Source organism: Sphingomonas sp. P3_C5 (assembly GCF_056402635.1).
Map to the genome: position 1 here is coordinate 726,548 of NZ_JBFUHA010000001.1, position 26,330 is coordinate 752,877.

At 64.7% G+C, this 26,330-nt stretch carries 25 protein-coding genes; 17 read left to right on the forward strand and 8 right to left on the reverse strand.

All coding sequences use genetic code 11. The features are described 5' to 3' along the window. Positions 1-115 precede the first annotated feature (115 nt). From recF to AC1DVS_RS03520, 3 genes are all read left to right on the forward strand, one after another. On the forward strand, positions 116-1,228 hold the full coding sequence (recF, locus tag AC1DVS_RS03510) for a DNA replication/repair protein RecF (RefSeq protein WP_478020295.1): 1,113 nt from the start codon (positions 116-118) through the stop codon (positions 1,226-1,228). Then, complete coding sequence (locus tag AC1DVS_RS03515; protein WP_478020297.1) at positions 1,225-1,707, forward strand: GNAT family N-acetyltransferase; 483 nt, start codon at positions 1,225-1,227, stop codon at positions 1,705-1,707. Before recF ends, AC1DVS_RS03515 begins: the two co-directional genes overlap by 4 nt. 96 nt (positions 1,708-1,803) lie before the next feature. Further along, positions 1,804-2,571, forward strand: coding sequence for an OmpA family protein (locus AC1DVS_RS03520; protein WP_478020299.1), 768 nt, complete (start codon positions 1,804-1,806; stop codon positions 2,569-2,571). Between the two features lie 38 nt (positions 2,572-2,609). On the opposite strand, the gene AC1DVS_RS03525 is transcribed toward AC1DVS_RS03520, so the two are convergent. Further along, positions 2,610-3,062, reverse strand: coding sequence for a nuclear transport factor 2 family protein (locus AC1DVS_RS03525; protein WP_478020301.1), 453 nt, complete (start codon positions 3,060-3,062; stop codon positions 2,610-2,612). 98 nt (positions 3,063-3,160) lie between these two features. On the opposite strand from AC1DVS_RS03525, the gene gyrB reads away from it, so the two are divergent. The 9 genes from gyrB to AC1DVS_RS03570 all read left to right on the forward strand — a co-directional run bounded on the left by gyrB (position 3,161) and on the right by AC1DVS_RS03570 (position 14,897). Beyond that, on the forward strand, positions 3,161-5,677 hold the full coding sequence (gene gyrB, locus AC1DVS_RS03530; protein ID WP_478020303.1) for a DNA topoisomerase (ATP-hydrolyzing) subunit B: 2,517 nt from the start codon (positions 3,161-3,163) through the stop codon (positions 5,675-5,677). Positions 5,678-5,805: 128 nt separating this feature from the next. Further along, on the forward strand, positions 5,806-6,522 hold the full coding sequence (locus AC1DVS_RS03535) for a hypothetical protein (RefSeq protein WP_478020305.1): 717 nt from the start codon (positions 5,806-5,808) through the stop codon (positions 6,520-6,522). Next, entirely contained in the window at positions 6,519-8,018 is a 1,500-nt protein-coding gene (locus tag AC1DVS_RS03540; protein ID WP_478020307.1) for a GH3 family acyl-acid amido synthetase, read from the forward strand. Before AC1DVS_RS03535 ends, AC1DVS_RS03540 begins: the two co-directional genes overlap by 4 nt. Beyond that, positions 8,015-9,358: a B12-binding domain-containing radical SAM protein gene (locus tag AC1DVS_RS03545; RefSeq protein ID WP_478020309.1), complete on the forward strand. Its 1,344-nt coding sequence runs from the start codon at positions 8,015-8,017 to the stop codon at positions 9,356-9,358. Before AC1DVS_RS03540 ends, AC1DVS_RS03545 begins: the two co-directional genes overlap by 4 nt. Continuing rightward, positions 9,349-10,704: a B12-binding domain-containing radical SAM protein gene (locus AC1DVS_RS03550; RefSeq protein WP_478020310.1), complete on the forward strand. Its 1,356-nt coding sequence runs from the start codon at positions 9,349-9,351 to the stop codon at positions 10,702-10,704. The genes AC1DVS_RS03545 and AC1DVS_RS03550 overlap by 10 nt, the downstream gene beginning before the upstream one ends. Then, positions 10,704-11,792, forward strand: coding sequence for a hypothetical protein (locus AC1DVS_RS03555; RefSeq protein WP_478020311.1), 1,089 nt, complete (start codon positions 10,704-10,706; stop codon positions 11,790-11,792). Before AC1DVS_RS03550 ends, AC1DVS_RS03555 begins: the two co-directional genes overlap by 1 nt. Positions 11,793-11,816: 24 nt before the next feature. Next, complete coding sequence (locus AC1DVS_RS03560; protein WP_478020312.1) at positions 11,817-12,416, forward strand: DUF4440 domain-containing protein; 600 nt, start codon at positions 11,817-11,819, stop codon at positions 12,414-12,416. After that, positions 12,413-13,336 carry a Rieske 2Fe-2S domain-containing protein gene (locus tag AC1DVS_RS03565; protein ID WP_478020314.1) on the forward strand — a complete coding sequence of 308 codons (924 nt, stop codon included), beginning with the start codon at positions 12,413-12,415 and terminating at the stop codon, positions 13,334-13,336. Before AC1DVS_RS03560 ends, AC1DVS_RS03565 begins: the two co-directional genes overlap by 4 nt. Continuing rightward, positions 13,329-14,897: a fatty acid desaturase gene (locus tag AC1DVS_RS03570; protein WP_478020316.1), complete on the forward strand. Its 1,569-nt coding sequence runs from the start codon at positions 13,329-13,331 to the stop codon at positions 14,895-14,897. Before AC1DVS_RS03565 ends, AC1DVS_RS03570 begins: the two co-directional genes overlap by 8 nt. Here the strand turns inward: AC1DVS_RS03570 and AC1DVS_RS03575 are convergent. Continuing rightward, on the reverse strand, positions 14,821-16,029 hold the full coding sequence (locus AC1DVS_RS03575; protein ID WP_478020317.1) for an alpha/beta hydrolase: 1,209 nt from the start codon (positions 16,027-16,029) through the stop codon (positions 14,821-14,823). The genes AC1DVS_RS03570 and AC1DVS_RS03575 overlap by 77 nt on opposite strands. 165 nt (positions 16,030-16,194) lie before the next feature. Here AC1DVS_RS03575 and AC1DVS_RS03580 point away from each other — a divergent pair, with 165 nt between their 5' ends. Together AC1DVS_RS03580 and AC1DVS_RS03585 are read left to right on the forward strand one after the other, a co-directional pair. Beyond that, complete coding sequence (locus tag AC1DVS_RS03580) at positions 16,195-16,971, forward strand: class I SAM-dependent methyltransferase (RefSeq protein ID WP_478020318.1); 777 nt, start codon at positions 16,195-16,197, stop codon at positions 16,969-16,971. A gap of 129 nt (positions 16,972-17,100) precedes the next feature. Then, complete coding sequence (locus AC1DVS_RS03585) at positions 17,101-17,868, forward strand: class I SAM-dependent methyltransferase (protein ID WP_478020320.1); 768 nt, start codon at positions 17,101-17,103, stop codon at positions 17,866-17,868. A 159-nt stretch (positions 17,869-18,027) separates the two neighbouring features. On the opposite strand, the gene AC1DVS_RS03590 is transcribed toward AC1DVS_RS03585, so the two are convergent. From AC1DVS_RS03590 to AC1DVS_RS03605, 4 genes are all read right to left on the reverse strand, one after another. Beyond that, the gene (locus tag AC1DVS_RS03590) at positions 18,028-18,771 is read right to left on the reverse strand and encodes a 3'-5' exonuclease (RefSeq protein ID WP_478020322.1); all 744 of its coding nucleotides are present in this window, start codon (positions 18,769-18,771) and stop codon (positions 18,028-18,030) included. 210 nt (positions 18,772-18,981) lie between these two features. Next, a complete protein-coding gene (pgmG, locus tag AC1DVS_RS03595) occupies positions 18,982-20,364 on the reverse strand; it encodes a phosphoglucomutase/phosphomannomutase PgmG (protein WP_478020324.1) in 1,383 nt (460 codons plus the stop codon). Positions 20,365-20,431: 67 nt separating this feature from the next. Then, a complete protein-coding gene (locus AC1DVS_RS03600) occupies positions 20,432-20,686 on the reverse strand; it encodes a J domain-containing protein (protein ID WP_478020325.1) in 255 nt (84 codons plus the stop codon). Beyond that, positions 20,686-21,480, reverse strand: a complete 795-nt coding sequence (locus AC1DVS_RS03605; RefSeq protein ID WP_478020327.1) for a division plane positioning ATPase MipZ — start codon at positions 21,478-21,480, stop codon at positions 20,686-20,688. Before AC1DVS_RS03605 ends, AC1DVS_RS03600 begins: the two co-directional genes overlap by 1 nt. 109 nt (positions 21,481-21,589) lie before the next feature. Here AC1DVS_RS03605 and panC point away from each other — a divergent pair, with 109 nt between their 5' ends. The 3 genes from panC (at position 21,590) to AC1DVS_RS03620 (ending at position 23,267) form a co-directional block, all read left to right on the forward strand. Next, a complete protein-coding gene (gene panC / locus AC1DVS_RS03610) occupies positions 21,590-22,429 on the forward strand; it encodes a pantoate--beta-alanine ligase (RefSeq protein WP_478020329.1) in 840 nt (279 codons plus the stop codon). Positions 22,430-22,511: 82 nt separating this feature from the next. Further along, positions 22,512-22,808 (forward strand): hypothetical protein, encoded by a 297-nt coding sequence (locus AC1DVS_RS03615; protein WP_478020330.1) that lies wholly within the window; start codon positions 22,512-22,514, stop codon positions 22,806-22,808. Between the two features lie 54 nt (positions 22,809-22,862). Beyond that, positions 22,863-23,267 (forward strand): MAPEG family protein, encoded by a 405-nt coding sequence (locus tag AC1DVS_RS03620; RefSeq protein WP_478020331.1) that lies wholly within the window; start codon positions 22,863-22,865, stop codon positions 23,265-23,267. Between the two features lie 3 nt (positions 23,268-23,270). Here the strand turns inward: AC1DVS_RS03620 and AC1DVS_RS03625 are convergent, their stop codons facing one another. Both AC1DVS_RS03625 and topA read right to left on the reverse strand, forming a co-directional pair. After that, entirely contained in the window at positions 23,271-23,717 is a 447-nt protein-coding gene (locus AC1DVS_RS03625; RefSeq protein ID WP_478020333.1) for a GNAT family N-acetyltransferase, read from the reverse strand. 7 nt (positions 23,718-23,724) lie between these two features. After that, positions 23,725-26,286 (reverse strand): type I DNA topoisomerase, encoded by a 2,562-nt coding sequence (gene topA, locus AC1DVS_RS03630; RefSeq protein ID WP_478020334.1) that lies wholly within the window; start codon positions 26,284-26,286, stop codon positions 23,725-23,727. Positions 26,287-26,330: the final 44 nt, after the last annotated feature.

Consider the following 26,330-nt stretch of genomic DNA (forward strand, 5'->3'; position numbering starts at 1 on the left):
CCGCTCAGCACCATCCACACAAGCGCATAGACTGGCGCAGGTGAAAGAGGCGTTGCCACAACAGGGATATGCGAAAACGGGGCGACAACGGCGGAAACGCGCTAAGGCGTTGCCGATGCTCGCCCGCCTCGTCCTGACCGACTTCCGCAACCATGAAGACGCCGTGATCGAGCCCGGCCCGGGCTTCGTTGTGCTGACCGGTGAAAATGGCGCGGGGAAGACGAACATATTGGAGGCGGTATCCTTGTTCGCCCCGGGACGGGGCCTGCGCCGCGCGGCGCTCGGGGAAATGGCGCGGCAAGGCGGGAATGGCGCTTTCGGGGTGGCTGGAAATCTGTCGCCTTCTTTATCCCCCTCCCGCTTGCGGGATGGGGAGCTGAGTATCGCAACCGGCACCCAACCCTCCGCCCCCGAGCGCCGCATCGTCCGTATCCAGGGCGCCCCCGCTGCGGCAACCGCGCTGTCCGAATGGCTGACGATATTGTGGCTCACCCCCGCAATGGACCGCCTGTTCGTCGAGCCAGCCAGCGAGCGCCGCCGTTTCCTCGACCGGCTGACCCTCGCGCTCAACCCAGGCCATGCCGTCCACAGCAACCGCTACGAAGCGGCGATGCGTGCGCGCAACCGGCTCCTCGCCGAGGCCAATGAGGGCGGCCGCCCGGCCGATCCGGAATGGCTGAGCGCACTCGAAGCCCAGATGGCTGAACATGGCGACGCAATCGACATCGCTCGCCGCGAAACGGTGGCCGCGCTCGCAGAGCGCCTCGCCGATCAGCCCGAAGGCCCTTTCGCCCGCGCCGGCCTGGCGCTCGAAGGCTGGACCGGCACGGGCGACACGCTCGTCGTCGATCTCGCTTTGGGCCGCCGCCGCGATGCCGTCGCCGGGCGCACCCTGGCCGGCCCGCATCGCACCGATCTCGCCGTCACCCATATCGGCAAGGGCCAGCCCGCCGCGCTCTGTTCGACCGGCGAGCAAAAGGCGCTGCTGCTCGGGCTCGTCCTCGCCCATGCCGATCTCGTCGCAGAACGCACCGGCCACCCGCCGATCCTGCTGCTTGACGAGATTGCCGCCCATCTCGACCCCACCCGTCGCGCTGCCCTGTTCGAAAGGCTCGCCGGCAAGGGCCAGGTCTGGATGACCGGCACGGAGGAGGCCCTGTTCGAAGGGCTCGGCGCCGGCGCCAGTCGCCTGCTCGTCAGCGGCGGCAAGGTCATCGACGCGTCATGAGCTACACGTTCCGGCCGGCGACCCGCGCCGATCTGCCGATGCTGCGCGAATGGCTGGAAACCCCAGACGTCGTGCGCTGGTGGGGCGATCCCGCCGAGCAATATGCGCTGCTCGAGGAAGATCTCGACGAAGCGGGGATGGCGATGCTGATCGTGTCGTTCGAGGGCACGCCATTTGCCTATGCGCAGCATTACGCGGTCCATCGCTGGCCGCAGCCGCATTTCGAGCATCTGCCCGCCGGCAGCCGCGCGATCGACGCCTTTGTCGGCGTTCCGGCGATGCTCGGCAAAGGCCATGGCAGAGCCTTTCTGCGGCTGCTGGCGATGGAATTGATCGCGGCCGGCGCGCCGATCGTCGCGATCGATCCCGACATCGCCAATGCCCGCGCCCGGGCGGCCTATGCCCGCGCCGGATTTGTGCATGACGGGATCGTCGAGAGTGGCGAGGGCACCGTCGCGCGAATGCTGTTCGCCGGCTGACCACCCCCGGATGAACCTCGCCTGTCGCCTCGGCTAACCGCGAGTTCAAGCACGGTGCGGCAAAGCCAATCCATGGCGGGGGCCATGGAGGTAATGATGACGATGCATTTCAAACGCATGATCGGTTCGGCCGCTGCGGCGATCGCGCTGGCAGCGAGTGCTGGCCCCGCTTCCGCCCAGGATCGCTGGGACTTTGGCGGCGGTCGTCACGGCGACCGCGATTATGATCTCGCCGGGCCTGGCGTGCGCATGCTCTACCCGGAATTGCGCGCGAGCCATCGCGGCCGCGCCTTCGTGATGCGCAACTTCGATTTCAATCGCGACGGCCTCATCGGCCCGCGCGAGGCGATCGCTGCCAACCGCGCCTTTGCCCGCTTTGCAGGCCCCCGCCGCGACCGCTTCGACTGGGCATCGCGCGACCGGGTCGTCATCGAGGAGCCGCGTAGTGGCGGATGGGATCGTGGTGCGATGCACGGCTATGGCTTCCGCCAGACCGCGCGCGGCGCGACCTTGCGGCTTCAGGAGGACGTGCTGTTCAGGACCGACAGCGACGTGCTGCGCCCGGGCGCGATCGAGAAGCTGAGGCCGCTCGCCGCCTATTTGCGGTCGGAACCCGGCGTGCGCGTCGCGATCGACGGCTATACCGATTCGCGCGGCACCGATGCGCACAACCAGGATCTATCGGAACGCCGGGCGGCGAGCGTCCGGGCCGCGCTCGACGAGATGGGCGTAGTCCGCGCCCGCTTCAGCGTCACCGGCCACGGCGAGCATGATCCGGTCGCGACCAATGCCACGCGCGAAGGCATGCGTCAGAACCGCCGCGTCGAAGTGACCCTGCTCGGCCAGCGCGCCGACCGCTTCTGACCAGCGACCCTGCCCGCTCCACCGGGAGCGGGCAGGGCTCAGGCCTTGGGCACCCGGCTCACCTGCGTATAGATCACCTGCCAGCGGCCGCCCCGCTTCGCCCAGATATCGGCGAAGCGCAGCCGCGCCTCATAGGGCTTGCCCTCGCTCATCCCCTTCAGCGTGGCGATGCCGCCCAGCACAGCGCCATCGGCCCAGATTTTCTCGACTGGCTGCTCGATGGTGAAGGGCTCGAGCGTGAAGCCGGGCGCGGTATAATCATGGATGAAGTCTGCCTTGGTCTCGAGCGTGCCAGTGGAATTCACCAGCAGATAATCATCGGCGAGCAGGCGGGTGAGCGCCGCGCCGTCATTATGCATTTGCGCCTGATCGAAGGCGTGCGCCGCGGCCTGTAAATCTGCCGGCATTTCGGCAGGCGGGGCAGCGGCAGGGGCAGTGACGGCAATCGGCAGCGCCAGGAGAGCGATCACCGACAGGATTGATCCGCGCATTCCATCTTCTCCCTATTTCGATCGTAGCGCGGGCGTTCACCGGTGTGGCGGCGCCCATTTCGCTTCCGTTTCGTGCACTGAATCCCTATATGCTGGGTATGACAGATACACCTGAACCGAGTGTCCCCGAAAACCTCCCCAACGCCAATGATTATGGCGCTGATTCGATCAAGGTCCTGAAGGGCCTCGACGCGGTCCGCAAACGCCCCGGCATGTATATCGGCGATACCGACGATGGTTCGGGCCTGCACCATATGGTGTTCGAGGTTTCCGATAACGCGATCGACGAAGCGCTCGCCGGCCATTGCGACCGGATCGACATCACCCTCAACCCGGACGGCTCAGTCTCGGTGACCGACAATGGTCGCGGCATCCCGACCGGCATCCATACCGAGGAAGGCGTGTCGGCGGCCGAGGTCATCATGACCCAGCTCCATGCCGGCGGTAAGTTCGAGAACACGTCGGACGACAATGCGTACAAGGTTTCAGGCGGCCTCCACGGCGTCGGCGTCTCGGTGGTCAATGCGCTCAGCGAATGGCTGGATCTGACCATCTGGCGCGAAGAAACCGAGCATTATATGCGCTTCGCCTTTGGCGATGCGGTGGCGCCGCTCAAGGTCGTCGGCCCTGCGCCGGGCAAGAAGGGCACGCGGGTCACCTTCCTGCCGAGCCCGGCCACCTTCAAGATCATCGAGTTCGATTTCGAGAAGCTCGAGCACCGTTACCGTGAGCTCGCCTTCCTCAATTCCGGCGTGCGCCTGTTCCTCAACGACGCGCGGCATGAAGAGCTGAAGACCGTCGAGCTCTATTATGAGGGCGGCATCGCTGCATTCGTGAAATATCTTGATCGCAACAAGGTCGCGTTGATGCCCGATCCGGTTGCGATCGCCGGCACCCGCGACGATGTCACCATCGATGTCGCGCTGGAGTGGAACGATTCCTATTACGAAAATGTCCTCTGCTTCACCAACAACATCCCGCAGCGGGACGGCGGCACCCATCTCGCCGCCTTCCGCGCCGCGCTGACCCGCACCCTCAACAATTATGCCGAGAAGTCGGGCCTCCTGAAGAAGGAGAAGGTCACGCTCACCGGCGACGATATGCGCGAGGGGCTGACCGCGATCGTCTCGGTGAAACTGCCTGATCCCAAGTTCAGCTCGCAGACCAAGGACAAGCTCGTCTCGTCCGAGGTGCGCCAGCCGCTCGAAAGCCTGATGGCCGACAAGCTGGCTGAATGGCTCGAGGAGAATCCCGGCCACGGCAAGGCGATCGTTGCCAAGATCATCGATGCCGCCGCTGCCCGCGAAGCCGCGAAAAAGGCGCGCGAGCTCACCCGGCGCAAGGGCGTGATGGATGTCGCCTACCTGGCCGGCAAGCTGGCCGATTGCCAGGAGCGCGATCCCGCCAAGTGCGAATTGTTCCTGGTCGAGGGAGACTCCGCCGGCGGTTCCGCCAAACAGGGCCGCGATCGCAATATCCAGGCGATCCTCCCACTGAAGGGCAAGATCCTCAACGTCGAGCGGGCGCGGTTCGACCGGATGCTCTCTTCCAAGGAAGTGGGCACGCTCATCCAGGCAATGGGCACCGGCATCGGCCGCGACGATTTCAACATCGAGAAGCTGCGCTATCACAAGGTCGTCATCATGACCGACGCCGATGTCGACGGCGCCCATATCCGCACGCTGCTGCTGACCTTCTTCTACCGGCAAATGCCCGAGATCATCACGCGCGGGCACCTCTTCATCGCCCAGCCGCCACTCTATAAGGCGACGCGCGGGCGCTCCGAGGTCTATCTCAAGGACGATAACGCGCTCGACGATTATCTGATCGAGAATGGCGTCGCCGGTACCGTGCTCGAAGGGGCAGGCGGCGCGCGCTCGGGCGCTGACCTGCGCTCGCTGGTCGATCATGCAAGGCGGATGCGGACGCTGATGCGCTACGTGCCGCGGCGTTACGACCCTACCATAGTCGAGGCGCTGGCGATGGGCGGCGTGCTCGATCCTACGCTCGGCAACGAAGCGCGCGGCGTGCTCGTCGCAACCGTGGTGCGCGGGCTCGACGCAGCTGACAGCGATGCACGCTGGTCGGCGACGATCACGCCCGAGGGCAGCATCCATTTCCAGCGCATCTGGCGCGGCGTGACGGATCATCACATCATCGAGGCCGCGTTTCTCGGTTCGGCCGAGGCGCGCAAGCTCCACACGCTTGCCGACGAACAAGGTGATGCCTTTGTCCAGACCGCCAAGCTGGTCTCGACCAAGGCAGCAGCGGCGGTCCAGGCCGAAGCGGATGCCGCCGCCGAGGAGGATGACGCGCCTGTTGCGCTCGGCAAGGGCGAGACCATGATCGCACGGCCGAGCCAGCTACTCGAGGCGATCCTCGCTGCCGGCCGCAAGGGGCTGGCGATCGCGCGCTACAAGGGCCTTGGCGAAATGAACGCCGAGCAGCTCTGGGAAACCACGCTCGATCCGCAGAACCGCTCGCTGCTCCGCGTCGAGGTCGACCAGGCCGATGTCGCCGACGAGATCTTCACCCGGCTGATGGGCGATGTCGTCGAGCCGCGCCGCGAGTTCATCCAGGACAACGCGCTGAGCGTGGTCAATCTCGACGTGTAGGCACACGCCATTCGACGAAGCGCGCCCGGAAAATCACGATCGCGCCGCGAATGGCTATTGCTGCACCTGACTCCCGTCGTTCAAACAAGGTCGCGGCCCAGCGCTGGCGATTGGGCTGAATCGAAGGAATGAACGTGCAGGCCGTCCGCGTGGCGATTGGTGACATTGCCGATACGCTGGCGGACGAGATGTTCCGGCTCTTCGCGCCCTATTATGCGAACACGACCCGCGATCGCTTCCTGCGGGATCTGCGGGACAAGGATTTCGCCATCCTGCTGTGGCACGGCGAAAGTCTTGCCGGCTTCACCACGGTCAAGCTGTTCCGCTTTCAGTTCGAAGGGCGCGAGCGGCTCATCCTGTTTTCGGGCGACACGATCGTCGCGCGCGAACATTGGGGTGAGCAGGCACTGGCGACGCGGTGGATTCTCGAACTCGGGCACATCGCTCGAGCCTATCCGGGCCTCGCGCTATATTGGTTCCTGATCGTCAAGGGGCATCGGACCTTTCGGTTCCTGCCGACCTTTGCGCATCATTTCGTGCCGCACTGGGAAAGCGCCGGAACCGGGGACCTTCTGAGGCTGCGCGACTCCGTCGCCACCGACATGTTCGGTCCGGCCTATGATGCGCGAACCGGGCTGATCACCTTTCCGGAACCGCGCGGAAACCTCGCGCCGCTATGGTCGCAGCCGAGCGAGCGCGAGCGGGCCCGGGCGGACGTCGCCTTTTTCCTCGATCGCAATCCCGGCTTTGCAGCGGGCGACGAACTCGCCTGCCTGTGCGAGATATCGCAACAGAATATGCGACCACTGACGCGGCGACTTTACCTTCGGGGGCTGGCCGAATGAGCTGGGCCGGCATCCTTCCCATGGCTCATGAGGCCGACCGCGTCTTCCAGGCCGCGCTGCAGGATCAGCGCACCACCCAGACCGATCTCCTGCGCCGGATTCTCGCGGAAAATTGCGAGACGGAGTTCGGCCGGGCGCACCAGTTCGCGACCATCGGCAGCATCGACGACTATCGGCGCGCCGTTCCCTTGATGCCGGCCGACAGCTTTGTGCCCTGGGTCGATCGCATTGCCGCAGGTCAGCCAAACATCCTCACGCACGCACCGGTGGTGGCGTTCGAGCGGACCAGTGGCACAATGGCGGGCGGACGCCTGGTGCCTTACACTGCGGCAAGCCTCGCCGCGTTCCGCCATGCCGTCCTGCCCTGGCTCGCCGATCTGGCGCGGCGGCGACCGGGAATTACACGGGGGCGGCTCTATGCCTCGATCAGCCCCGCAACCCGTCCGGCGATGCAGACCGCCTCAGGCATCCCGATCGGCCTGGACAGCGACGCGGCGTATCTCGGCGAGGATCTGGTCGCCCCTTTCCTGGCGCTGCTCGCGGTATCCCCTTTGATCGGGCGGATGGAGGATATGGACGCATGGCGGATTGCGACGCTCGCCCAGCTCATCGAGGCCGATGATCTGAGCTTCGTGTCGATCTGGAGCCCGACCTTTCTCGTCGAACTCGTCGGCGCGATTCCGGCGAATAGCGACGCAATTGCGGCCCGGCTCAGCCCCGAGGCGCGTCGCCGGCTCGCGGATGCGACGAGGACCGGGCAGCTCGAAACAGCCCGCTTATGGCCGATGCTCGATTGCATTTCCTGTTGGACGGACGGCGCATCGGCGCGATTCGCCCGCATTCTCGCCGCGCAGTTTCCCGGCGTTGCGATTGATCCGAAAGGCCTGCTGGCGACGGAGGCGGCCATGACTGTGCCCCATGGCGATGGTGAGGGTGCGCTTACCGCCGTCATGAGCAGCGTGGTTGAATATATCGATCCGTCAGGCGAGGCCCATCTGTGCGACACGCTCGAATCCGGCGTGCGCTACCGCGTCGCCGTCACGACGCCGGGCGGCCTCTATCGCTACGCGATCGGCGATGTCGTGACCTGCACGAGCGTCGAGCGGGGTATTGCGCGCCTCCGCTTCGAAGGGCGCGACGGCGTGACCAGCGACCTGGTCGGCGAGAAACTCGACGATGCCTTTGTGTCTTCGGTGCTCGACGGGATCGACCTTAGCTGCGCGCTGGTGCCCGATGAATCACCGGCCCGATACAGGCTGTGGATCGATGCAAGCCTTGACGATGCCGCGCTGGGTTCGATCGCGGCGCGGGTGGATACCGCGCTGCGGGCGAACCCGCATTATGACTATGCGCGCAATCTCAAACAGCTCGACGCCGTTGTTGCCTGTTCGCGCCCCGGTTTCATGCTAGACGTGACTCGCCGGAAAGTGGCCGCGGGCGCTCGACTGGGCGACGTGAAGCCGGTTGGGCTGTTGCTGAGAGGGGACGTGCAGTGAAGATCGCCCTGGTCTCCCCGAAGGGGCCGCTCTACCGCAAGCGCGGCGGCATTTTCGGCAAATCGCTGCGCTACCAGCCCCTGACGCTCACCACTCTGGCAGCGCTCGCGCCGGAAGAGCTCAATCCCGAGTTCCAGTTCTTCGATGAGGGTGTCGCCGATGTGCCGCTCGATATCGATGCCGATCTGATCGGGCTGACGGTTCTGACCGGCAGTGCGCCACGCGCATACGCCCTGGCGCGCGAATTCAGATTGCGTGGCCGAACAGTGGTGCTGGGCGGCCCGCACGTCACGCTGGTTCCTGAAGAAGCACAGCTGCATGCCGATGCCATCTGCGTCGGCTATGCTGAAGAGAGCTGGCCGCAACTGCTCCGGGACCATGCCGCCGGTCGCCTGAAGCCGCGCTATGATCAGGGCCCCGATTTCGAGCTGACCAACCTGCCCTTCGCCAGGCGCGATCTGCTCGACCGCCGCCATTACATGACTCAGGCGGTGTTCGAGGCGACGCGGGCCTGCGCCCATAATTGCGAGTTCTGCGTCTCGCCGACCGCATGGGGCCGGAAGCAATTCCAGAAGCCGGTTGCCCATGTGATCGAGGATATTCGCCGCGTCGGCGCCCGCAAGATCCTGTTTGTCGATCTCAACCTGATCTCCGACGTCGACTATGCCCGCGAGCTGTTCACCGCATTGGTCCCGTTGCGGATACGCTGGTTCGGTCTGTCGACCAGCCTGATCGGGCGCGATCCCGCTCTGATGGATTTGATGCAGGCCAGCGGCTGTGCCGGCCTGTTGATCGGGTTCGAATCGATTTCGCGCGAGGGGCTCGGCACGATCGACAAGCGCTTCAACGATCCCGCCCTCTATGCCGGCCTCATCAAGGATCTGCACAAGCGGAGCATCGGCATCCAGGGCTGTTTCGTGTTCGGCAACGATGTCGATGATGAGAACACCTTCGATGCGACCGCCGAATTCGTCGTCAAAACCGGAATCGACCTGCCACGCTTCGCTATCCTCACCCCATTCCCGGGAACGCCCTTGTACAAAAGGCTCGATCGCGAAGGCCGGATACTGACCGACAATTGGGAGCTTTATGACGGCCAGCACGTCGTGTTCCGTCCCAAGCTGCTGAGCCCCGCCGCTCTCGAGGCCGGGCATGAGCGCGCCTGGAAAACCGTCTATCGCTACAGCGCGATCCTCTCGCGGTTGCGCCATGCGCGCAGCCAGATCCCGCTCTCGCTGGCAGCCAATATCGGCTATCGCTTCTACGCGCATCACCTGCGCACGCATTACACCTGCGATTGGCCGCAGGTTGCCGAGCAGCGGGATCTTGTGTGCGCCTGACACTCGTTCACCCGGCGATCGGGCGCAAACCCGGCAAGAGTTACATTCGGTCATGGCAGATGGAGCCGCTGCCGATCGCAGCGCTTGCCGGGTTGACGCCACCTGGCGTCGACATCAGTTTTTACGACGACCGGCTTGAGACGATCGATTTCGACCGCCCCGCCGATCTCGTCGCCATTCCGGTGGAGACCTATACCGCGAAGCGCGCCTATCAGATCGCGAGCGAATTCCGGCGGCGCGGCGTGCCCGTTGTCATGGGTGGATTCCACGCGACCCTCGCAACCGACGAAGTCAGCCAATATGCCGAGGCCGTGGTCGTCGGGGAAGCCGAGGCGCTATGGCCCCAGGTGATCGACGATGCGCGCAGCGGCACGCTGCAACGGATCTACCGCGCCGAGGCCCAGCCCTGCCTCAGCCGGGTCACCTATGACCGCCGGCTTTTCGCGAACAAACCCTATCTCCCGATCCGGCTGGTCGAAACCGGGCGGGGCTGCAAATTCCCCTGCGAGTTTTGCGCGATCCAGTCCTTTTTCAACCGCAGCGCACGGCGGCGCCCGATCGCCCCCGTTGTCGACGAGATCATGGCGCTGAAACACGACACCAAGATGTTCTTCTTCGTCGACGATAATTTCGCCGCCGATCTCGCGGCCTCGGCTGAAATGGCCGATGCGCTCGCCCCGCTCGGCATTCGCTGGATCACGCAGATGAGCATCAACGCCGCGCATGACGATGCGCTGGTCGCGCGGCTGGCGCGGGCGGGGTGTGCCGGCGTCCTGATCGGGTTCGAAAGCCTGGATGAAACGGTGCTGCGCTCGATGCGCAAGAATTTCAACCGGATGAAGGGCGGCTATGGGGATGCGCTGGCCAACCTCCGGCGGCATAATATCCGGGTCTATGGCACCTTCGTGTTCGGCTATGGCGAGACCCGCCAAGAGGCGTTCGAAGAAACCGCGCAGTTCGCGATCGACCAGAAATTCTATATCGCCGCATTCAACCATCTGACCCCCTTTCCGGGCACGCCGCTCTATCACCGGCTCGAAAGCGAGGGGCGGCTCATCTATGACCGCTGGTGGCTCGATCCGCGCTACCGCTACAATGATCTGCCCTTTCGCCCTGAGGGTGGCGAGCCCGACGATATCCGTCAGGGGTGCCTTTCCGCGCGCCGCAAATTCTATGGCTGGCCCAGCATTGCCCGACGCTTCGCTGATCCGCTCAACCGCGGAGACAAGGTGCTCGCGCGCAATTTCCTGCCGATCAACTATATGCATCGCGCTGAGCTCGCCCTGCGCGACGGGTTCCCGCTCGGCGATCCGGATTGGTCGGGGGAATTGCTGGCGGTCGGCTGATGGCCGACATTGTCTTTGCGCGCGCCACGCGCGCCGACGATCCGGACATTCGCCGGTTGCTCAGGGAGAACCCGCTCGGCGGTCGCTACAGCCTGTCGCTCGAGCGCGAGCCCAGCGCCTTTGCCGCACCGTTCGACCATGATTTCGTCCTTGCCCGCGACATGGGCAGCGGGGAAGCGATCGGCCTCTACGAGCGGACTGTCTGGCCCGCCTTCGTCAACGGCCAGGTCGAACGCGTGCCTTATCTCGGGGCTCTGCGTGTTGCCGAAAGCCATCGCCACCGGATCGCGATCCTGCGTGCCGGCTATGCGTCCCTTCGCGCGGAGTTTGCCGACACGGCCGATTATCCGGTCGCCCTGACCTCGATCACGACCGACAACGCGCCGGCGACGCGGATCCTGACCGCCGGATTGCGCGGCCTGCCGGTCTATCGGCCGCTCGCGCCTTTTTCGACCTTCGTGATGCGACCGGTGCGACGCCCGCGCGACAGGATCGTCGTCCGCGCGGCGGACGGCGATCTTCCCGAGATCGCCGAGTTTCTCGCGCGACAAAACGCCCGATATCAGTTTGCGCCGGCCTGGACCGCGGCGATGCTGCACGATCTCGACGCCTTCGGCCTTACGATCGGGAACTTCCTGCTCGTCCGGGCCGGTGGCCGCATAGCCGGCTGTATTGCCCTGTGGGACACGAGCGGCCACCGCCAGTCGGTCATCCGCGGCTATCCCGGCTTTGTCGGGGCGGTTCGTCCCCTGGCCAATCGCGTCGGCGCCCTGTTCGGCTGGCCCGACCTGCCACCGGTCGGATCGCCGATCCGGCAGGTCATGCTGTCGCACCTGGCCGTCGCGGACGATGCACCGGAGGTTTTCGACGCCCTGCTCGACGCTGCGCTGAGCGAAGCCGCGCGCCAGGGCCATGGTGCCGCCATCCTTGGCATGGCGGCGGAGCGCGGGCTTGCCGCCAGCGTGCGCAAACGGCGGGGCGCGATCGAATATCGCACGATGCTGTATCTCGTATTCTGGCCGGGCAGCGAGAAAAGTGCCGCCGCGATAGAGGGATCGCTTCCCCACCCCGACATCGGCCTGTTATAGCCCTGAAAGAAGAGGGGGCTTGTGATGAAAAAATTCGCCGCAATTGCCATTATCGCATCGGTTTTCTTCGCCCTGCCCGCCGCGGCGCAGCTGACCGCGACCAATGTCGAGACTCACAAGCAGTTGAGCGCGGTCAAGGATCGCATGGTCGCCGCCATGAACCGGAAAGACGAGGCGGCACTGCTCGCCGAGCTCGATCCGAATGTCTCGTTCACGGCAATGAACAACGAGACCTTTCACGGCATCGCCGGCGCCAAAGCCTATTATGCGAAGATGATGGTCGGCTCGAGCCGCATCGTCGAGGACATGTCGCTGTCCGTGAAGCCCGATGATTATTCGACTCTCTATCTCGATGATCGCGCGGCGGTAACGACCGGCACCTCGAATGCGCATTTCAAGCTCAAAGGCGGGCGCGAATTCGATGTGCCGCTGCGCTGGACGGCGTCTCTGGTCAATGTCGGCGGTCAGTGGAAACTGGCGTCGATTCATTTCTCCGCGAACATGTTCGAAAACCCGATCATGGCTGCCGTCGAACATTTCGCATGGTGGATCGCGGGCGCCGCCGGCCTGTTGGGCCTCCTGATCGGCTGGCTGCTGGGACGGAGGCGCCGCAAGCCTGCATGAGTGCGCTCGGCCCCGCGCTGCCGGGCAACTGGTATCTCCTGGGTCCATCGTCGCGGCTCAAGCCGGGCGCCGCACGGTCGTTCGAGGTCGGCGGCATACCGCTCGTGGTCTGGCGCGGCGTGTCGGGCGGCGTGCAGGCCTTTGCCAGCCACTGCGCGCATATGGGTTGCCATCTGGGTGGTGCTCTGGTCGTCGGCGATACGCTGCGCTGTCCCCTGCATCACCGCCTGATCGGGCCTGACGGCAGTTTTCGTCAGGCGGGCGACCTGGTTCAACCGGCGTTTCAGGTTCGCGAGCATCTCGATTGCCTGTTCGTCGCGGTGGGGAATGTCGGTTCGGAGGTGCCGGTCGATATCGATCGCACCGCGTTTTCGACCTGCTATGCGGGCGAGCACCATTTTCCGCTCGCCTGGCAGGTGCTCGTCGCCAACGGGTTCGATGTCGAACATCTCGCGTCAGTGCATCAGCGGCGCCTTGTCGAGCAGCCGGACCTGACTGAGCTCGGCGAAAACCGGATCCGCCTGCGCTATCGTACGAGACCCATCGGTCGGTCGCTGGGCGATCGCGTGATGGGATGGCTCGCGTCGGACGGCGTTCGCGGCACGATTTCCTGCTTTTCGGGAACGACGATGCTGGTCGAAAGCGCCGTCGGGCGGCACCGCGCCTTCATTCTTCTGTCGTTCGTGCCCAGCAGCGATGGTTCGACCACCATCCGTGGAATCGTCGGCGTCAAGGCGCGGTCGAAATATATCGGTTGGCTTGCGGTCCGGATCGCATCTTTGCTCTTCAAGGGCTTCCTCACCAAGGATCTGGGCGTACTCGACAAGCTCGAATGGCATGAGCCAGCACCATCGCCCGCCCTCGGCGACCGGTTCACACGCCAATTGTGCGATTATTTCCGGACTCTCGCCGATGCGTGATCGCGCCGATGCCGCCAATGCGGTGATCCTGCTCGGCGCGGCGCTGGCGGCGGCAGCTTTGCTCTGGACCGCGGCGCATGGACCGATCCCGCTCGTCCGGGTGGCCGCGGCGATCCTGTTTTCCTTTGTCGCCAACACGCTGTTCGCGCTGCTGCACGAATCCGTCCATGGCAATTTCAACCGGAACGCACGCCTCAATGCGGTCGGTGGCCGCATCGCCGCCGCCTTTTTCCCGACCTCGTTCACCCTGCAGCGCGCCTTCCATCTCACCCACCACCGCAACAATCGCAGCCCGATCGAACGGTTCGATTGCATTGGCCCCACTGAGAATGTCGAGCTGAAAACGGCGCAGTGGTTCACCATCCTGACCGGGATCTACTGGGTATCGGCGCCGCTGTTCAGCATGGTCTTTGCGCTGTTCGGCGGTGTGATCCCGTGGAAGCGGATCGCCGCCGTCGATACCGAATTCTCGCGGCAGACCAGTGCATCCGCTTTCCTCGGCAGCATTCAGGATGCGCCCCTAGCGCGCGTCCGGCTCGATATGGTTCTGGCGCTCGCCGTACAGGGCGGCCTGTTCCTTGCCCTTGATCTGACGCCGGCGAGCTGGCTGCTCTGCTATGGCGCGTTCGCGCTCAACTGGAGTTCGCTCCAATATGCCGATCACGCGTTCACGCCGTTCGACCGGCTGGGCGGTGCCTGGAATCTGCGCGTCGATCCCGTGACCCGCTTGTTCTTCCTCAACTATCACGATCATCTGGCACATCACGGCGACACGAGCCGGCGCTGGCAGAGCCTCCCGGGACACGTGTCTCCCGGCGAAGCGTCGGTGCCGTTCCTCCGCGTGCTCTATCGGATGTGGCAAGGGCCATATCTGCTCGATGAGGCGCAGGCGCCCCCCGCGCGGCGCACGCGGCGCGATCGCGCCGTGGTCGTCGCGCATACGCTCGTTTTCGGCGCGCTGTTCCTGTTGGTGTATGGCGGCGCGAGCAATGACTATGCCGATATCGCGCGGCCGTTCCAGGTCGGGTTGCCGGCCGACGCGGCGATCCCGTTCATGCCGGGATTCGGCCTTGTCTATGTGTCGATGGAAATCCTGCTGGTGTTGGTACCGGTCGTGCTCGCGAAACCCGCAAAGACGCTTCCATTTCTGGTTGCGCTGGTTTTCGAGCTCGTCTTCGCCTGGTTTTGCTACCAGCTTTATCCGGTCGCATTGCCGCCCGTCCAGGCGGTGGATGCGACCGGCTTCGGCGGTATGATGTACCGCGCCGCCGACATCAGCAACCTGAACGGCAATGGTCTGCCATCGCTCCATGTCGCTTTTGCGCTGTCCTGTGCCTGGGTGCTGAGCCCGCTTGTATCGACCTGGCTTCGGCCAGCATTGTGGCTATGGGCGATTGCGATCTGCGCGTCGACATTGCTGGTGAAGCAGCATTATCTGATCGATGTTGTCACCGGGGCGCTGCTCGCCGGATTCACGATGACGGTCATTTACCCGCGGCTGGTTCGGGCTCGATCCGCGGGCGAGGCGGGGTTTGTCCTGCCGACGGAAAGATACGCGTAAAAAACGCGAGAGCGTCGTCGCGCACCGTGTGGAAATGGCCTGTGCAGCAATGGTCGCCATCCTCGATCAGGCGCAGGCTCGCTTCACGAGCATGCGGTGCCGATTGCAGCCGCTCCAGCAGCCAGCTTTTGTCCTCCGTCGCCACCACGCGATCGCGGGCGCCGTGAACGATGCGGACATTCGCGCTGATCCGATCGAGCAATTCGGGCGACTCGATGTTGTTTTGCGCCAGGATCCGGGCAACCTCCGGTCCCGAGCGTGCGCCGGTGACCTGGCACAGCCGGGTCTTGATGAGATAGGGCAAAGACGCGAATTTGCGCGTGTGGAGCGGCGCGCCGAGATCGAACACCGCCTTGATTCGCTGGTCGGCCGCCGCTGCCTGAAGCGACCACATCGCCCCAATGCTGATGCCGAGGATGCCGACCCGGCTCGTATCGACACCCGCGAAACGGCCCGCCGCATCGATCGCGCTCGATATCGAGCGGTAAAAATCCTCGGTCCAGACCACGTCCCCCAGAAGCAGGCTCTCGCCCTGTCCGGGGCCGTCGAAGCACAGGGTCGAAAACCCGGCATTATATAGGGCGAGCTCGGTCGCGAGATGCTCTTCCTTGCAACCGTCTATGCCGTGCACGACCAGGATCAGCGGCGCCGCATCCTCCTGCACGTGCAGATTGCCGAATAACGCCGCGCCCTGCCAGGCGATCTCGATCCGTGCATAGTTCTTGCCGAAAGCGAGTGTTTCGGCTTCCCGGTAATAATCGCGGGCGAGGCGATAGAGGACCCGACGTTCGTCGGTGATCGGCAGGCAGCCCCATTGCCCCATGTGACCAAGATAGGACAGGCGACGCAGTCCCGAGATTTCGTCGTCGCGTGACAGGGTCGGGCGTCGCGCCGCGAACTCGCTTTCCTTGCGACGTACGACATCCTGTGCGGTTGTCGCCCAATTGTCGATCGTACCTACGCCATCGAGAAAGTCGAAAATGGCATCGGGTTCGACGCCCGACGCAAGCCAGCGATTCCAGAAGGGCTGGGTGATGCGCTTCAGCCCGAGCACTGACGACAAGGAGCGCACCGTCTTGCTGAACACATGGTCGAAAATGGTGTAGGCTTCGGTATCGGCGATGTTCCGCATCGGACCGGTATAGGCGCGGGCTTTGTCGCCGTCATCACGTGCTGGTCGCGCGGGAAAATCCCTGATCGTTCCCGGATGATGTATATCGGGCCCCGAGGCATAGCCAAACCCGATTGGGGCACTATAAATTGGCCCATCAGGAGAATCTGGCAGAGGAGCGGGTCAATGAGGGCAGCATGGACGGGCGTGGCGATCGTGGCACTGATCGCAACCGGCGCACTGGCGAAAAATCATAAGCCCGCTGTGACCAGGGCAGCAGTTAAGCCCGCCGTGACCAGCGCAGCGGTGAAGGCCGCCCTCGCCGACCCCGCCCGCGCTGATCAGGCAGTCGATGATGCGCGGCGCAAGGCGCTCGAATCGATCGTCTTCTCGGGTGTCCATCCTGGCGATTCAGTGGTCGATTACCTGCCCGGCAAGGGCTATTGGACGCGCATCTTCACTGGCGTGGTCGGGCCCAAGGGCCATGTCTACCCGATGTGGCCCGCCGTCTCGGCTCCCCGCGCGACCTCTGTGGTAGAGGATCTCAAGAGCCGCAACCTCGCGAACGTCACCCCGGTGCTGCAGACGACGAATATTCCCGCCAGCGACACGCCGGTCGATCTGTTCTGGACCGTCGAGAATTATCATGACGTCGCCAATAATGGCGGCGAGCAGGCGCTGGCGGCAGTCAACAAGGGCATCTTCAATCTGCTGAAGCCCGGCGGGACCTATATCGTGATCGATCACGCGAGCGCCCCCGGCACCGGGATCACCACCACCAACACCCTGCACCGGATCGAGCCTGCGGCGGTGAAGGCTCAGGTGATTGCCGCCGGATTCAAGTTCGTCGGCGAGAGTAAGGCGCTGAGCAATCCGGCCGACGATCACAGCCTGAAGGTCTTCGCTCCGGAGATCCGCGGCCATACCGATCAGTTCATCTACAAGTTCCGCAAACCGGGCTGAGGCCGGGCCGCGCGTCGGTAATGTCATTGGTGCCGTGGACGACGCCGTTGGTGTCGTGACGGCAGCGACGGACTGGCGTCAGCGGTGAGGCCGTGCCAGATTTCGGCTTTCCCACCTATGGAGGGGTCAATGCGTCCAAAGCCTCAATTGCTCGCCGTCCTGCTGGTCGGTGCTGCCATAACCGCTGCCTGCTCGGCCTCGTCTCCCCCGGGCAAGCCAGTTGACGTCAAAGCCGTCGCCGCCGATCCGGCACGCGCGGCTGACGCGGTGGTCGACGCGCGCCGGCACGGTCCGGAAATCCTCGCCTTTTCCGGGCTGACGCAGGGCGGGGTGGTGATCGATCTCATCCCCGGCGGCGGTTATTGGACCCGGCTGTTCGCCAAGGCCGTCGGGCCTCAGGGCCATGTCTACGGCATCTGGCCAAAGCCCTATGCGATGGAGGCGAAAACCGACGTCGAGAATTACAAGAAGCTCGCCGGCTCGGCCGATTTCCCCAATGTGTCGGCGTCGATTGAACCGGCGACTGAGCTCACCGCGCCGGCCAAGGCCGATCTCGTCTTCACCGCGCAGAATTATCATGACTATCCCGACAAGTTCATGGGCCCGGTCGATCCGGCCGTCCTTAACAAGGCGGCGTTCGATGCGCTGAAGCCCGGCGGCATCTACCTGATCATCGATCATGTCGCAGCGGCCGGATCGGGCCTGCGCGATACCGATACGCTTCACCGCATCGATCCGGCGATCGTCAAGCAGCAGGTGACGGCGGCTGGCTTCACCTTTGTCGGCGAGAGCAAACTGCTCGCCAATCCGGCGGACGATCACAGCATCATCGTCTTCGACAAGGCGATCCGCGGCAAGACCGACCAGTTCATCTACAAGTTCAAAAAGCCGGGCTAAGGGAGGGCCGATCAGCGCCTTTGTTGGAGAATTATGTCACACTTTCCAACAAAATGGCCTTAGCAGCTTTCTTGTAAGCATATGAATTACATCAATAATTTAAATAGGTACTTTGGCGCGACCCCCGCATAGGTGTGACAATATTCGCCAACACTGGTGTCAGAGCGGAACGCTCTGCGGTGCGCTCCCGCCCCGCCTGCGCGCCAGCTCGGTCTCGGCGGTAAAGCGAACGTCGATGTCGCGGTCCCCGAGGAAGCGTTCGAGCGACTCATCCTCGATCTCGCGCCAGTCCTTGCCCCGATCCGGCCCCTGGCGGACCCGCGGCAACAAGCCCGGCACGTTCGACCATTCGATCAGCTGGGCGACACCGACCTGGTTGAGCATGTCGCGCAGGTGAAAGGCAGTAACATAGGCGTCGGGGAAAGCACGGTGCGCGGGCAGGCCGCGTTCATGTTCCATCCCCTCGGGCTTTCGCCAATAGCGCAGCATCTGGTTCGAAAAGCTCGGGCAATCGGGCCATAGCCGCATCGCGCACTTCCAGGTGCAGATCCAGTCGGCGTTGCGGGTCAGCGCCGGCGTGCAGAATTCGAGCTCGGCCGTGGCACGGTGCGCCGCCAGCGCGACACGCCGCGGCCAGGGATCGAGCGCCTGCCGCGCGACATCATGCCATAAAGGCGCGTCGGCAACCTGCTCATCCAGGATATGATGGATCGCCTGGGTGAGCGGCGGGATGGATCGGCCGGGATTGACCAGCCTGCTGCCGCCCTCGCCCTCAATCTCCCACCGCCCGTCCTTGCCAAGCGCCACATCCTGCCACCCGATCTCGCACACGCCGTGCGCGGGCGGTGCGGGGCCGGTGGTTTCGAGGTCGATGACGCGGATCAATTGGGGTGGCGGGGCCATCGCCCCTAAGTGGCGGTTTGGCGGACGGAATGCCAGTGCTTTGCTCCCCCCTCCCCTTCAGGGGAGGGGCAGGGGGTGGGGGAGTCACGCGGACGTTCGAGTTTGTCCCCCACCCCAACCCAGTGTCAGGTCGGACATGCTCCCAGCATGTCCCGAACAGCGCGGGGCGCTGTTCACCTGACACTCCTGAAGGGGAGGGGCTTAGTAAGTTTAGTGCCCCGCCTGCTCGCCGCGCACCAGGCCGCTGGCGGCCAGTTGCGCATCGATCATCGCCATCAACCGGTCGAGCCCCGCCTGATCCTTCGCCTCGGCGCGCGCGACCAGCACGTCCTGGGTGTTGGACGCGCGCAGCAGCCACCAGCCGTCCGGCGTGTTCACCCGGGCACCGTCAGTACGATTGACGTCGGCGCCCTCGGTCTCGAGCCGGTCGAGGATCTCATCGATCACCGCGAACTTGCGGCTCTCGTCGACCTGGAATCGCATCTCAGGGGTGTTGACCATCGCCGGCATCGCGCCGCGGATCTCGGTCATCGACTTGCCGATCATGTGCACCGCCCGGATCAGGCGAACGGCGGCATATTGCGCATCGTCGAAGCCATAATATTCATGCGCGAAGAAGATGTGGCCGCTCATCTCGCCGGCGAGCGGCGCGTGCGTCTCCTTCATCTTGGTCTTGATCAGGCTGTGCCCGGTCTTCCACATCAGCGGCTTGCCGCCGAGCTCGGCGATCCGGTCGTACAGCGCCTGGCTCGCCTTCACATCGGCGATAATGGTCGCGCCCGGCAATTCCTTCAGCACCGGCTCGGCCAGGATCGACAGGAGCTGGTCGCCCCAGATCACCCGCCCGGTGCCGTCGATCGCGCCGATCCGGTCGCCATCGCCGTCAAAGGCGAGCCCGAAATCGAGCTGCTTGTCGGCCACCAGCTTCTTCAGGTCGGCGAGGTTCTTCTCCTCGGTCGGGTCGGGATGGTGGTTGGGGAAATTGCCGTCGACCTCAGTGAAGAGCAGGTGATGCTCGCCCGGCAACAGCTTGACGAGCTTCTCGATCACCGGTCCGGCCGCACCATTGCCCGTGTCCCAGCCGATCCGATACGCCCCGCCGGCATAGCCCGCGAGCAGGCGTCCGACATATTCGTCAATGATGTCAGCGCTCGTGACGGTGCCCGCGCCTTCCTCCCAGTCGCCTGCCTCGGCGAGCCGGGCGAGATCCTGGATGTCGTCGCCGAAAAAGGGCAGGTGCTGGAGCACCATCTTGAAGCCGTTGTAATTGCCGGGATTGTGGCTGCCGGTGATCTGGATGCCGCCATCCACCTCGAGGGTCGCCTCGGCATAATAGAGCATCGGCGTCGGGCCCATGCCGATCCGCACGACGTCAACGCCGCCTGCGGTCAGGCCCTCGATCAGCGCGCGTTCGAGATCGGTCGACGAGAGCCGCCCGTCATAGCCGACGGCGACCCTTGTCCCGCCGGCACGCCGCACCCGGGTCGCGAAGCCGCGCCCGATCGCGACGGCGTCGTCAGGGCCAAGCGCCTCGCCGACGATACCACGGATGTCATATTCGCGCAGAGAAGTGGGGTCGAACCGGTGAGTCATCGGAGCTCCTGTTGATTGGGCCCCTCTCCTGATCGGCGGGTAGCCCGAAAGTTCATTTGGGGAAAGATCAATTGCCGCGTTTGAGTAACACGTCACGGGCGACATTGATCCGCCGGGTAAGGTCGGCCGACCCACCGCGATCGGGGTGGACGGCCGAGACAAGGCGGCGGTGCGCGGCGCGGATCGCGTCGGCATCTGCGCTGCTGTCGACGCCGAGAACGTCCCGCGCCTCGGCCTCAGGCATCACCGGCTTCGCGGGGCTCCTGCGCAGCCACATCCAACCGCCGTAGAGCAGCAGCCCGAGCAAGATCAGCTTGGTCATCAGGCGAACAGCGGCAAAGCGGGTTCGGGCAGGCCAAGCGCCGCCATCATCTCACGCAGCTCCTGCCGCGCGGCGACATGGGCGAGGCCCATCTCGCCGAATTCCCGCGCATCGAGCATCGTCAGCCCCTTCGGGAAGAGCTCGCGGTAGATCACGCGCTCGCCGAGCCCCGGAATGATGCGAAAACCCACGCGCTTGGCGAGCTGATCGAGCGCCTCGGACACGCGTCGCATATTGCGCGCCTCGATATGCTGGACCCGGTTGCGCAGCACGACCCAGTCGATCGTCGAGCCGTCCTCCTTCGCCCGGGCCTTGCGCGCATCCCAGATCAACTCGGCATAGAAACTCGGGCGCGTCACCTTGTAGGTCACGGGGTCGACCTGGCCGATCAGGTCGAAATCCACGAAGCTGTCGTTCATCGGCGTGACGAGTGTGTCGGCCCGCTGCGCCGCTATCCGCGCAAAGCGGTCATCACGGCCCGGCGTGTCGATCACCAGAAAGTCGCTGCCTTCCGAAAGCGCATCATAGGTTTCGGTGAAGCGCGCCAGGCTCTCGCCGTCATGGGTGGCGTGGCGCGGCGTCACCAACTCGCGGCCGCTCCGCTTGGCAGTCGCGCTGCGATTGTCGAGGTAGCGCCCCATCGTCCGCTGGCGGTGGTCGAGATCGAACGCCGCGACCCGCGCGCCGCGCGTCTCGAGCGCGATCGCCACATGCACGGCAGTCGTCGATTTCCCGGTCCCGCCCTTCTCGTTGGCGAACACGATGATATGTGGCTTCTTTGCAACCGTCGACAAGTGTCGCGCGTCCCTGATGAAATGGCCGTATTGATCGGTCGGGCAGGCCCCCATAGAAGGCCCGCCCCGGTGTCCTTATCGCCCCGTCCTTATCGAAGGCCTGTACCGCGTGCAAACCATCCGTCAGCTCGATCTGCTCCGTGCCGGGACCGCCAAATTCCGTGCCGAGGGCGCCCGTATCGCTCTGGTGCCGACGATGGGCGCGCTCCATGCCGGGCATATGGCGCTGATCGAGGCGGCGAAGCGGCCGGGCACGCGCGTGGTCGCGTCGATCTTCGTCAACCCGAAGCAGTTCGGCCCGGGCGAGGATCTCGCGCGCTACCCTCGCAAGGAGCAGGCCGATGCGCGGATGCTCGCCAATGCCGGCTGCGACCTGTTGTGGATGCCGCCGGTCGAAATCATGTACGCCGAAGGGTTCGCGACCAACATCTCAGTCGCGGGCGTGAGCGAAGGGCTCGACGGCGCCGCGCGGCCGGGGCATTTCGACGGCGTCGCAACGGTCGTCGCCAAGCTGTTCAACCAGGTCCGCCCTGACATCGCCTATTTCGGCGAGAAGGATTTCCAGCAGCTCGCGGTCATTCGCCGCATGGTCGCCGATCTCGATTTCGGGATCGAGATCGCCGGCGTGCCCACCCAGCGCGAGGATGACGGCCTCGCCCTCTCGTCACGCAACATCTATCTCGCCGAGGACGAGCGCGCCCGTGCGGTCGCCTTGCCGCGCGCCCTAGGTATCGCCGCGCGCGACATCGGCAAGGGCGGCGACGTCGAGGCTGCGCTGGCGGCAGCACGTGCATCGCTGATCACCGCCGGATTCGAGATCGACTACGTCACGCTGGTCGATGCCGAAACGCTGACCGACCAGGCCGAACCGGGGCGGCCGCGCCGTCTCCTGGCCGCGGCGCGAATGGGCTCGACAAGGCTCATCGACAATATTGCGGTGGATGCCTGAAACGCGGTTAATCGCGTTAACTATTTGTAGAGATGCTTCGCCCACAGTTGGCCATGGACAGTGGTTAACGGGGGTTAATGGCATGGGCACGAGCTTCAAAAATGCGCAGTTCCTGATCGAAAGCCGTTTGCGTGATGCGGCCCGGGGCGACTCAGACGCATGTTACGAACTCGGCATGGTCTATTCGAGCGGCACTGCCGGCATCGATGTCGACCTGATCCAGGCGCATAAATGGTTCAATCTGGCGGCGGTTGCCGGCAGCGAAGAGGCTCAGGCCTGCCGCAGCGAAATCGCCGAGGACATGAGCGCGCGCGAGATCGCCGAGGCGCAACGCGCTGCCCGGGCATGGCTCAATGAAACCGGACGCCGCGCGGCCTGATTGGACCTCCCGCTCCTGACGGAATAGAACCGCCTCCGAAACAAGGGAGGGGTTATGCATCTCACGACCACCGCGCTGGCGGCTTCGGCGCTCGCGCTGTTACAGGTGTTTCTGTCAGTCACGACGATCCGCATGCGGATGAAGCATAAGGCCGCGTTCGGCGATGCCGGCGAACACGCGCTGACCTCCGCCATCCGCGCGCATGGCAACCTCACTGAATATGCGCCGATCGGGCTGATCCTGATTGGCCTGCTCGAAGCGAACGGCGCCGGACACTGGCCGCTCGCCATCGTTGCCGCCGCCTTCGTGGTGGCGCGCGGGCTCAACGCAATCGGCCTGTTCAACCCGCCCGGCCCGCCAACGCTCGCCCGCTCGCTCGGCATCGTCGCGACGCTTCTCATCCTGCTCGGGCTGGCGATCTGGCTCCTCGTCCTGGTGCACCTGCCGATGGCGGGCTGATCCTCAGGCGCCGAGCGGTAGTTCCATGTCGATGCGGTGCATGTCAGGCCCCCAGCCATTGTCGGTACGGCCCAATGCACGGGCGCCGTGGCGCAGGAAGAACGGCGCACTATGCTGGCTGGCCGCGATGTTGAGCATCGCCGCACCCTGATCCAATGCGCGCTGGCGTGCCCTGTCCATCATCGCATTGCCGATGCCCCCGCCTTGCGCCGCGGGGTCGACCAGGATCCAGTTCAGATGCGTCCGACCCACGGAGCCGGGCGCTATCGCGAAACCCGCCACGATCCCGCCGTCCTGCTCGCAAACCTCGTAACGGACGGCGTTTTCGTCGAGATAGTGGGCGAAGTCCACGCGCTCACCGGTCGCGAAAAAAGCCGGCGTGTTGGCGTCGAAGATAGCTAGCATCCGGTCGCGGTCCGCTATGTCATAGCGCCTGAAGGAAAAGGCCATCGGGCCGCTATCCCGCCGCTGCTTTCTTCGCGGGAGCCTTTTTCGCAGCCGCTTTTTTGGCCGGTGCCTTCTTCTTCGCGGCCGGCTTCTTCTTGCCCTTCTTGGCGGGGGCCGCAGCCGCGCGGGCGTCGATCAGTTGGGCCGCTTCTTCGAGCGTCAGTGCGTCCTGCGCGATTGATTTGGGCAGGGTCGCGTTGGTCTCGCCGTCAGTGACATAGGGGCCGAAACGGCCTTCCATCAGCTTGATCTCGGCCTCGGTGCGCGGATGCTTGCCGAGGATCTTCAGCGGCTCGCGGCTGCCACGCTGCGGGCGACCGCCGCCGGCCGCGGCTTCGGCCAGCTTCACCACGGCGGTGTTCATGCCGGTCTCGAACACTTCGGCGGTCGAGGTCAGCCGCGCATATTTGCCGTCATGCGCCAGATAGGGCCCATAGCGGCCAATCGACGCGGTGATCGGGTTGCCGCTTTCGGGATGCGTGCCCACCGTACGCGGCAGGCTGAGCAGCTTGAGTGCCCAGTCGAGCCCGAAATCCTCGGCCGGCACGTCCTTCGGGATCGAGGCGCGCTTCGCTTCCTTGCCCTCGCCGAGCTGGACATAAGGCCCGAACCGCCCGCTGCGCTTCGTCACCTCGAGCCCGGTGTCCGGGTCCTGACCCATCACCTCGGGCCCGGCATCGCCGCCCGTATCGCCTTCGCCGCCCGGCTGGCCAAAGCGGCGGGTATATTTGCAGTCCGGATAATTGGAGCAGGCGACGAACGCGCCGAACTTGCCGCCCCTGAGCGCCAGATGGCCAAGCCCGCAATTCGGGCATAGCCGCGGGTCGCTGCCATCGGCCTTGGCAGGAAACAGATAGGGTTCCAGGAACTTGTCGAGCTCGGCCGTCACTTCGGATGGCTTTTGCTCCATCACCTCGGTGGTGCGCGGCTTGAAATCCTTCCAAAAGGATTCGAGCACTGCCTGCCATTCGGCGCGCCCGCCCGAGACTTCGTCGAGCTCGTCCTCGAGCCCGGCTGTGAAATCATAGCCGACATATTTCTCGAAGAAGCGCTCGAGGAACGCCGTCACCAGCCGCCCGCTCTCCTCGGCGAAGAAGCGGTTCTTCTCGACGCGCACATAAGCGCGGTCCTTCAGCGTCTTGATGATCGAGGCATAGGTTGAAGGCCGGCCGATGCCGAGCTCCTCGAGCCTTTTGACCAGAGACGCTTCCGAGAAACGCGGCGGCGGCTGGGTGAAATGCTGCTCGGCATTCACCGCCTTCTTGGCCGGCGCATCGCCCTCGCGCATCCGCGGCAGACGGCGCGAATCCTCATCCGCGCTGTCGTCGGTGCCTTCCTCGTACAGTGCGAGATAGCCGGGGAAGAGCACGACCTGTCCGGTGGCGCGCAGGCCGGTCTGACCCGAGCCGTCGGTCAGCTCGACCGTGGTGCGCTCCATCCGCGCCGATGCCATCTGGCTGGCGAGGGCGCGCTTGAAGATCAGGTCGTAGAGCCGGGCATGATCGCCGCCGCCTGCCTTGTCCTTGGAGAAATCGGTCGGCCGGATCGCCTCATGGGCTTCCTGCGCGTTCTTGGCCTTGGTCTGGTACAGGCGCGGTTTGTCGGGGACATATCCCGCGTCATAACGATCAGCGATCGCCTTGCGCGCCGCCGAAATCGCGGACGCATCCATCTGGACGCCGTCAGTCCGCATGTACGTGATCGCGCCGTCCTCGTAGAGGCCCTGCGCGATCCGCATCGTGTGGTCGGCCGAGAAGCCAAGCTTGCGCGATGCTTCCTGCTGCAGGGTCGAGGTGGTGAAAGGCGGCGGCGGGTTGCGGGTGGCCGGCTTGACCTCGACGGTCTGGACGCTGAAGCGGCCGTCCTCGACTGCCTTCTTCGCCCGGAGCGCAGTGCCTTCCTCGCCGATCGACAGCCGGTCAAGCTTCTTGCCCTCGAAGGTGACGAGCCGCGCCGTAAAGGGCGTGCCGTCCTGCTCCATATCGGCAGTGACCGACCAATATTCCTGCGCCCGGAACGCCTCGATCTCGCGCTCGCGGTCAACGATGATACGCAAAGCGACCGACTGGACGCGGCCGGCCGATTTCGCGCCCGGCAGCTTGCGCCACAGCACCGGTGACAGGGTGAAGCCGACCAGATAGTCGAGCGCGCGGCGCGCCCGATAGGCATCGATCAGATCGGTATCGAGCTGGCGCGGATGCTTCATCGCCTCGGTCACCGTCGCCTTGGTGATCGCGTTGAAGGTCACGCGCTCGACCTCTTTGGGCAGCGCCTTGCGGTTCTTGAGCACCTCGAGCACGTGCCAGCTGATCGCCTCGCCTTCGCGATCGGGATCGGTCGCGAGGATCAGACGGTCGGCTTTCTTGGCTTCGTCAGTGATCGCTTTCAGCTGCTTCGCCTTGTCGGCGTAGTTTTCCCATTCCATCGCGAAACCATGGTCGGGATCGACCGAGCCATCCTTCGGCGGGAGGTCGCGGACATGGCCATAGCTGGCGAGGACGCGGTAGTCCGAACCCAGATATTTCTCGATGGTTTTCGCCTTTGCGGGCGATTCGACGATGACAAGCTGCATGGGGGTCTGATGCGTCCTTACGTGTACGCGCGAGGATGGAGAGG

Coding starts and splice junctions, on each gene's coding strand:
- recF (WP_478020295.1), top strand. CDS start 116: ATGCTCGCCCGCCTCGTCCTGACCGACTTCCGCAACCATGAAGACGCC.
- AC1DVS_RS03515 (WP_478020297.1), top strand. CDS start 1,225: ATGAGCTACACGTTCCGGCCGGCGACCCGCGCCGATCTGCCGATGCTG.
- AC1DVS_RS03520 (WP_478020299.1), top strand. CDS start 1,804: ATGACGATGCATTTCAAACGCATGATCGGTTCGGCCGCTGCGGCGATC.
- AC1DVS_RS03525 (WP_478020301.1), bottom strand. CDS start 3,062: ATGCGCGGATCAATCCTGTCGGTGATCGCTCTCCTGGCGCTGCCGATT.
- gyrB (WP_478020303.1), top strand. CDS start 3,161: ATGACAGATACACCTGAACCGAGTGTCCCCGAAAACCTCCCCAACGCC.
- AC1DVS_RS03535 (WP_478020305.1), top strand. CDS start 5,806: ATGAACGTGCAGGCCGTCCGCGTGGCGATTGGTGACATTGCCGATACG.
- AC1DVS_RS03540 (WP_478020307.1), top strand. CDS start 6,519: ATGAGCTGGGCCGGCATCCTTCCCATGGCTCATGAGGCCGACCGCGTC.
- AC1DVS_RS03555 (WP_478020311.1), top strand. CDS start 10,704: ATGGCCGACATTGTCTTTGCGCGCGCCACGCGCGCCGACGATCCGGAC.
- AC1DVS_RS03560 (WP_478020312.1), top strand. CDS start 11,817: ATGAAAAAATTCGCCGCAATTGCCATTATCGCATCGGTTTTCTTCGCC.
- AC1DVS_RS03565 (WP_478020314.1), top strand. CDS start 12,413: ATGAGTGCGCTCGGCCCCGCGCTGCCGGGCAACTGGTATCTCCTGGGT.
- AC1DVS_RS03570 (WP_478020316.1), top strand. CDS start 13,329: ATGCGTGATCGCGCCGATGCCGCCAATGCGGTGATCCTGCTCGGCGCG.
- AC1DVS_RS03575 (WP_478020317.1), bottom strand. CDS start 16,029: ATGCGGAACATCGCCGATACCGAAGCCTACACCATTTTCGACCATGTG.
- AC1DVS_RS03580 (WP_478020318.1), top strand. CDS start 16,195: ATGAGGGCAGCATGGACGGGCGTGGCGATCGTGGCACTGATCGCAACC.
- AC1DVS_RS03585 (WP_478020320.1), top strand. CDS start 17,101: ATGCGTCCAAAGCCTCAATTGCTCGCCGTCCTGCTGGTCGGTGCTGCC.
- AC1DVS_RS03590 (WP_478020322.1), bottom strand. CDS start 18,771: ATGGCCCCGCCACCCCAATTGATCCGCGTCATCGACCTCGAAACCACC.
- pgmG (WP_478020324.1), bottom strand. CDS start 20,364: ATGACTCACCGGTTCGACCCCACTTCTCTGCGCGAATATGACATCCGT.
- AC1DVS_RS03600 (WP_478020325.1), bottom strand. CDS start 20,686: ATGACCAAGCTGATCTTGCTCGGGCTGCTGCTCTACGGCGGTTGGATG.
- AC1DVS_RS03615 (WP_478020330.1), top strand. CDS start 22,512: ATGGGCACGAGCTTCAAAAATGCGCAGTTCCTGATCGAAAGCCGTTTG.
- AC1DVS_RS03620 (WP_478020331.1), top strand. CDS start 22,863: ATGCATCTCACGACCACCGCGCTGGCGGCTTCGGCGCTCGCGCTGTTA.
- AC1DVS_RS03625 (WP_478020333.1), bottom strand. CDS start 23,717: ATGGCCTTTTCCTTCAGGCGCTATGACATAGCGGACCGCGACCGGATG.
- topA (WP_478020334.1), bottom strand. CDS start 26,286: ATGCAGCTTGTCATCGTCGAATCGCCCGCAAAGGCGAAAACCATCGAG.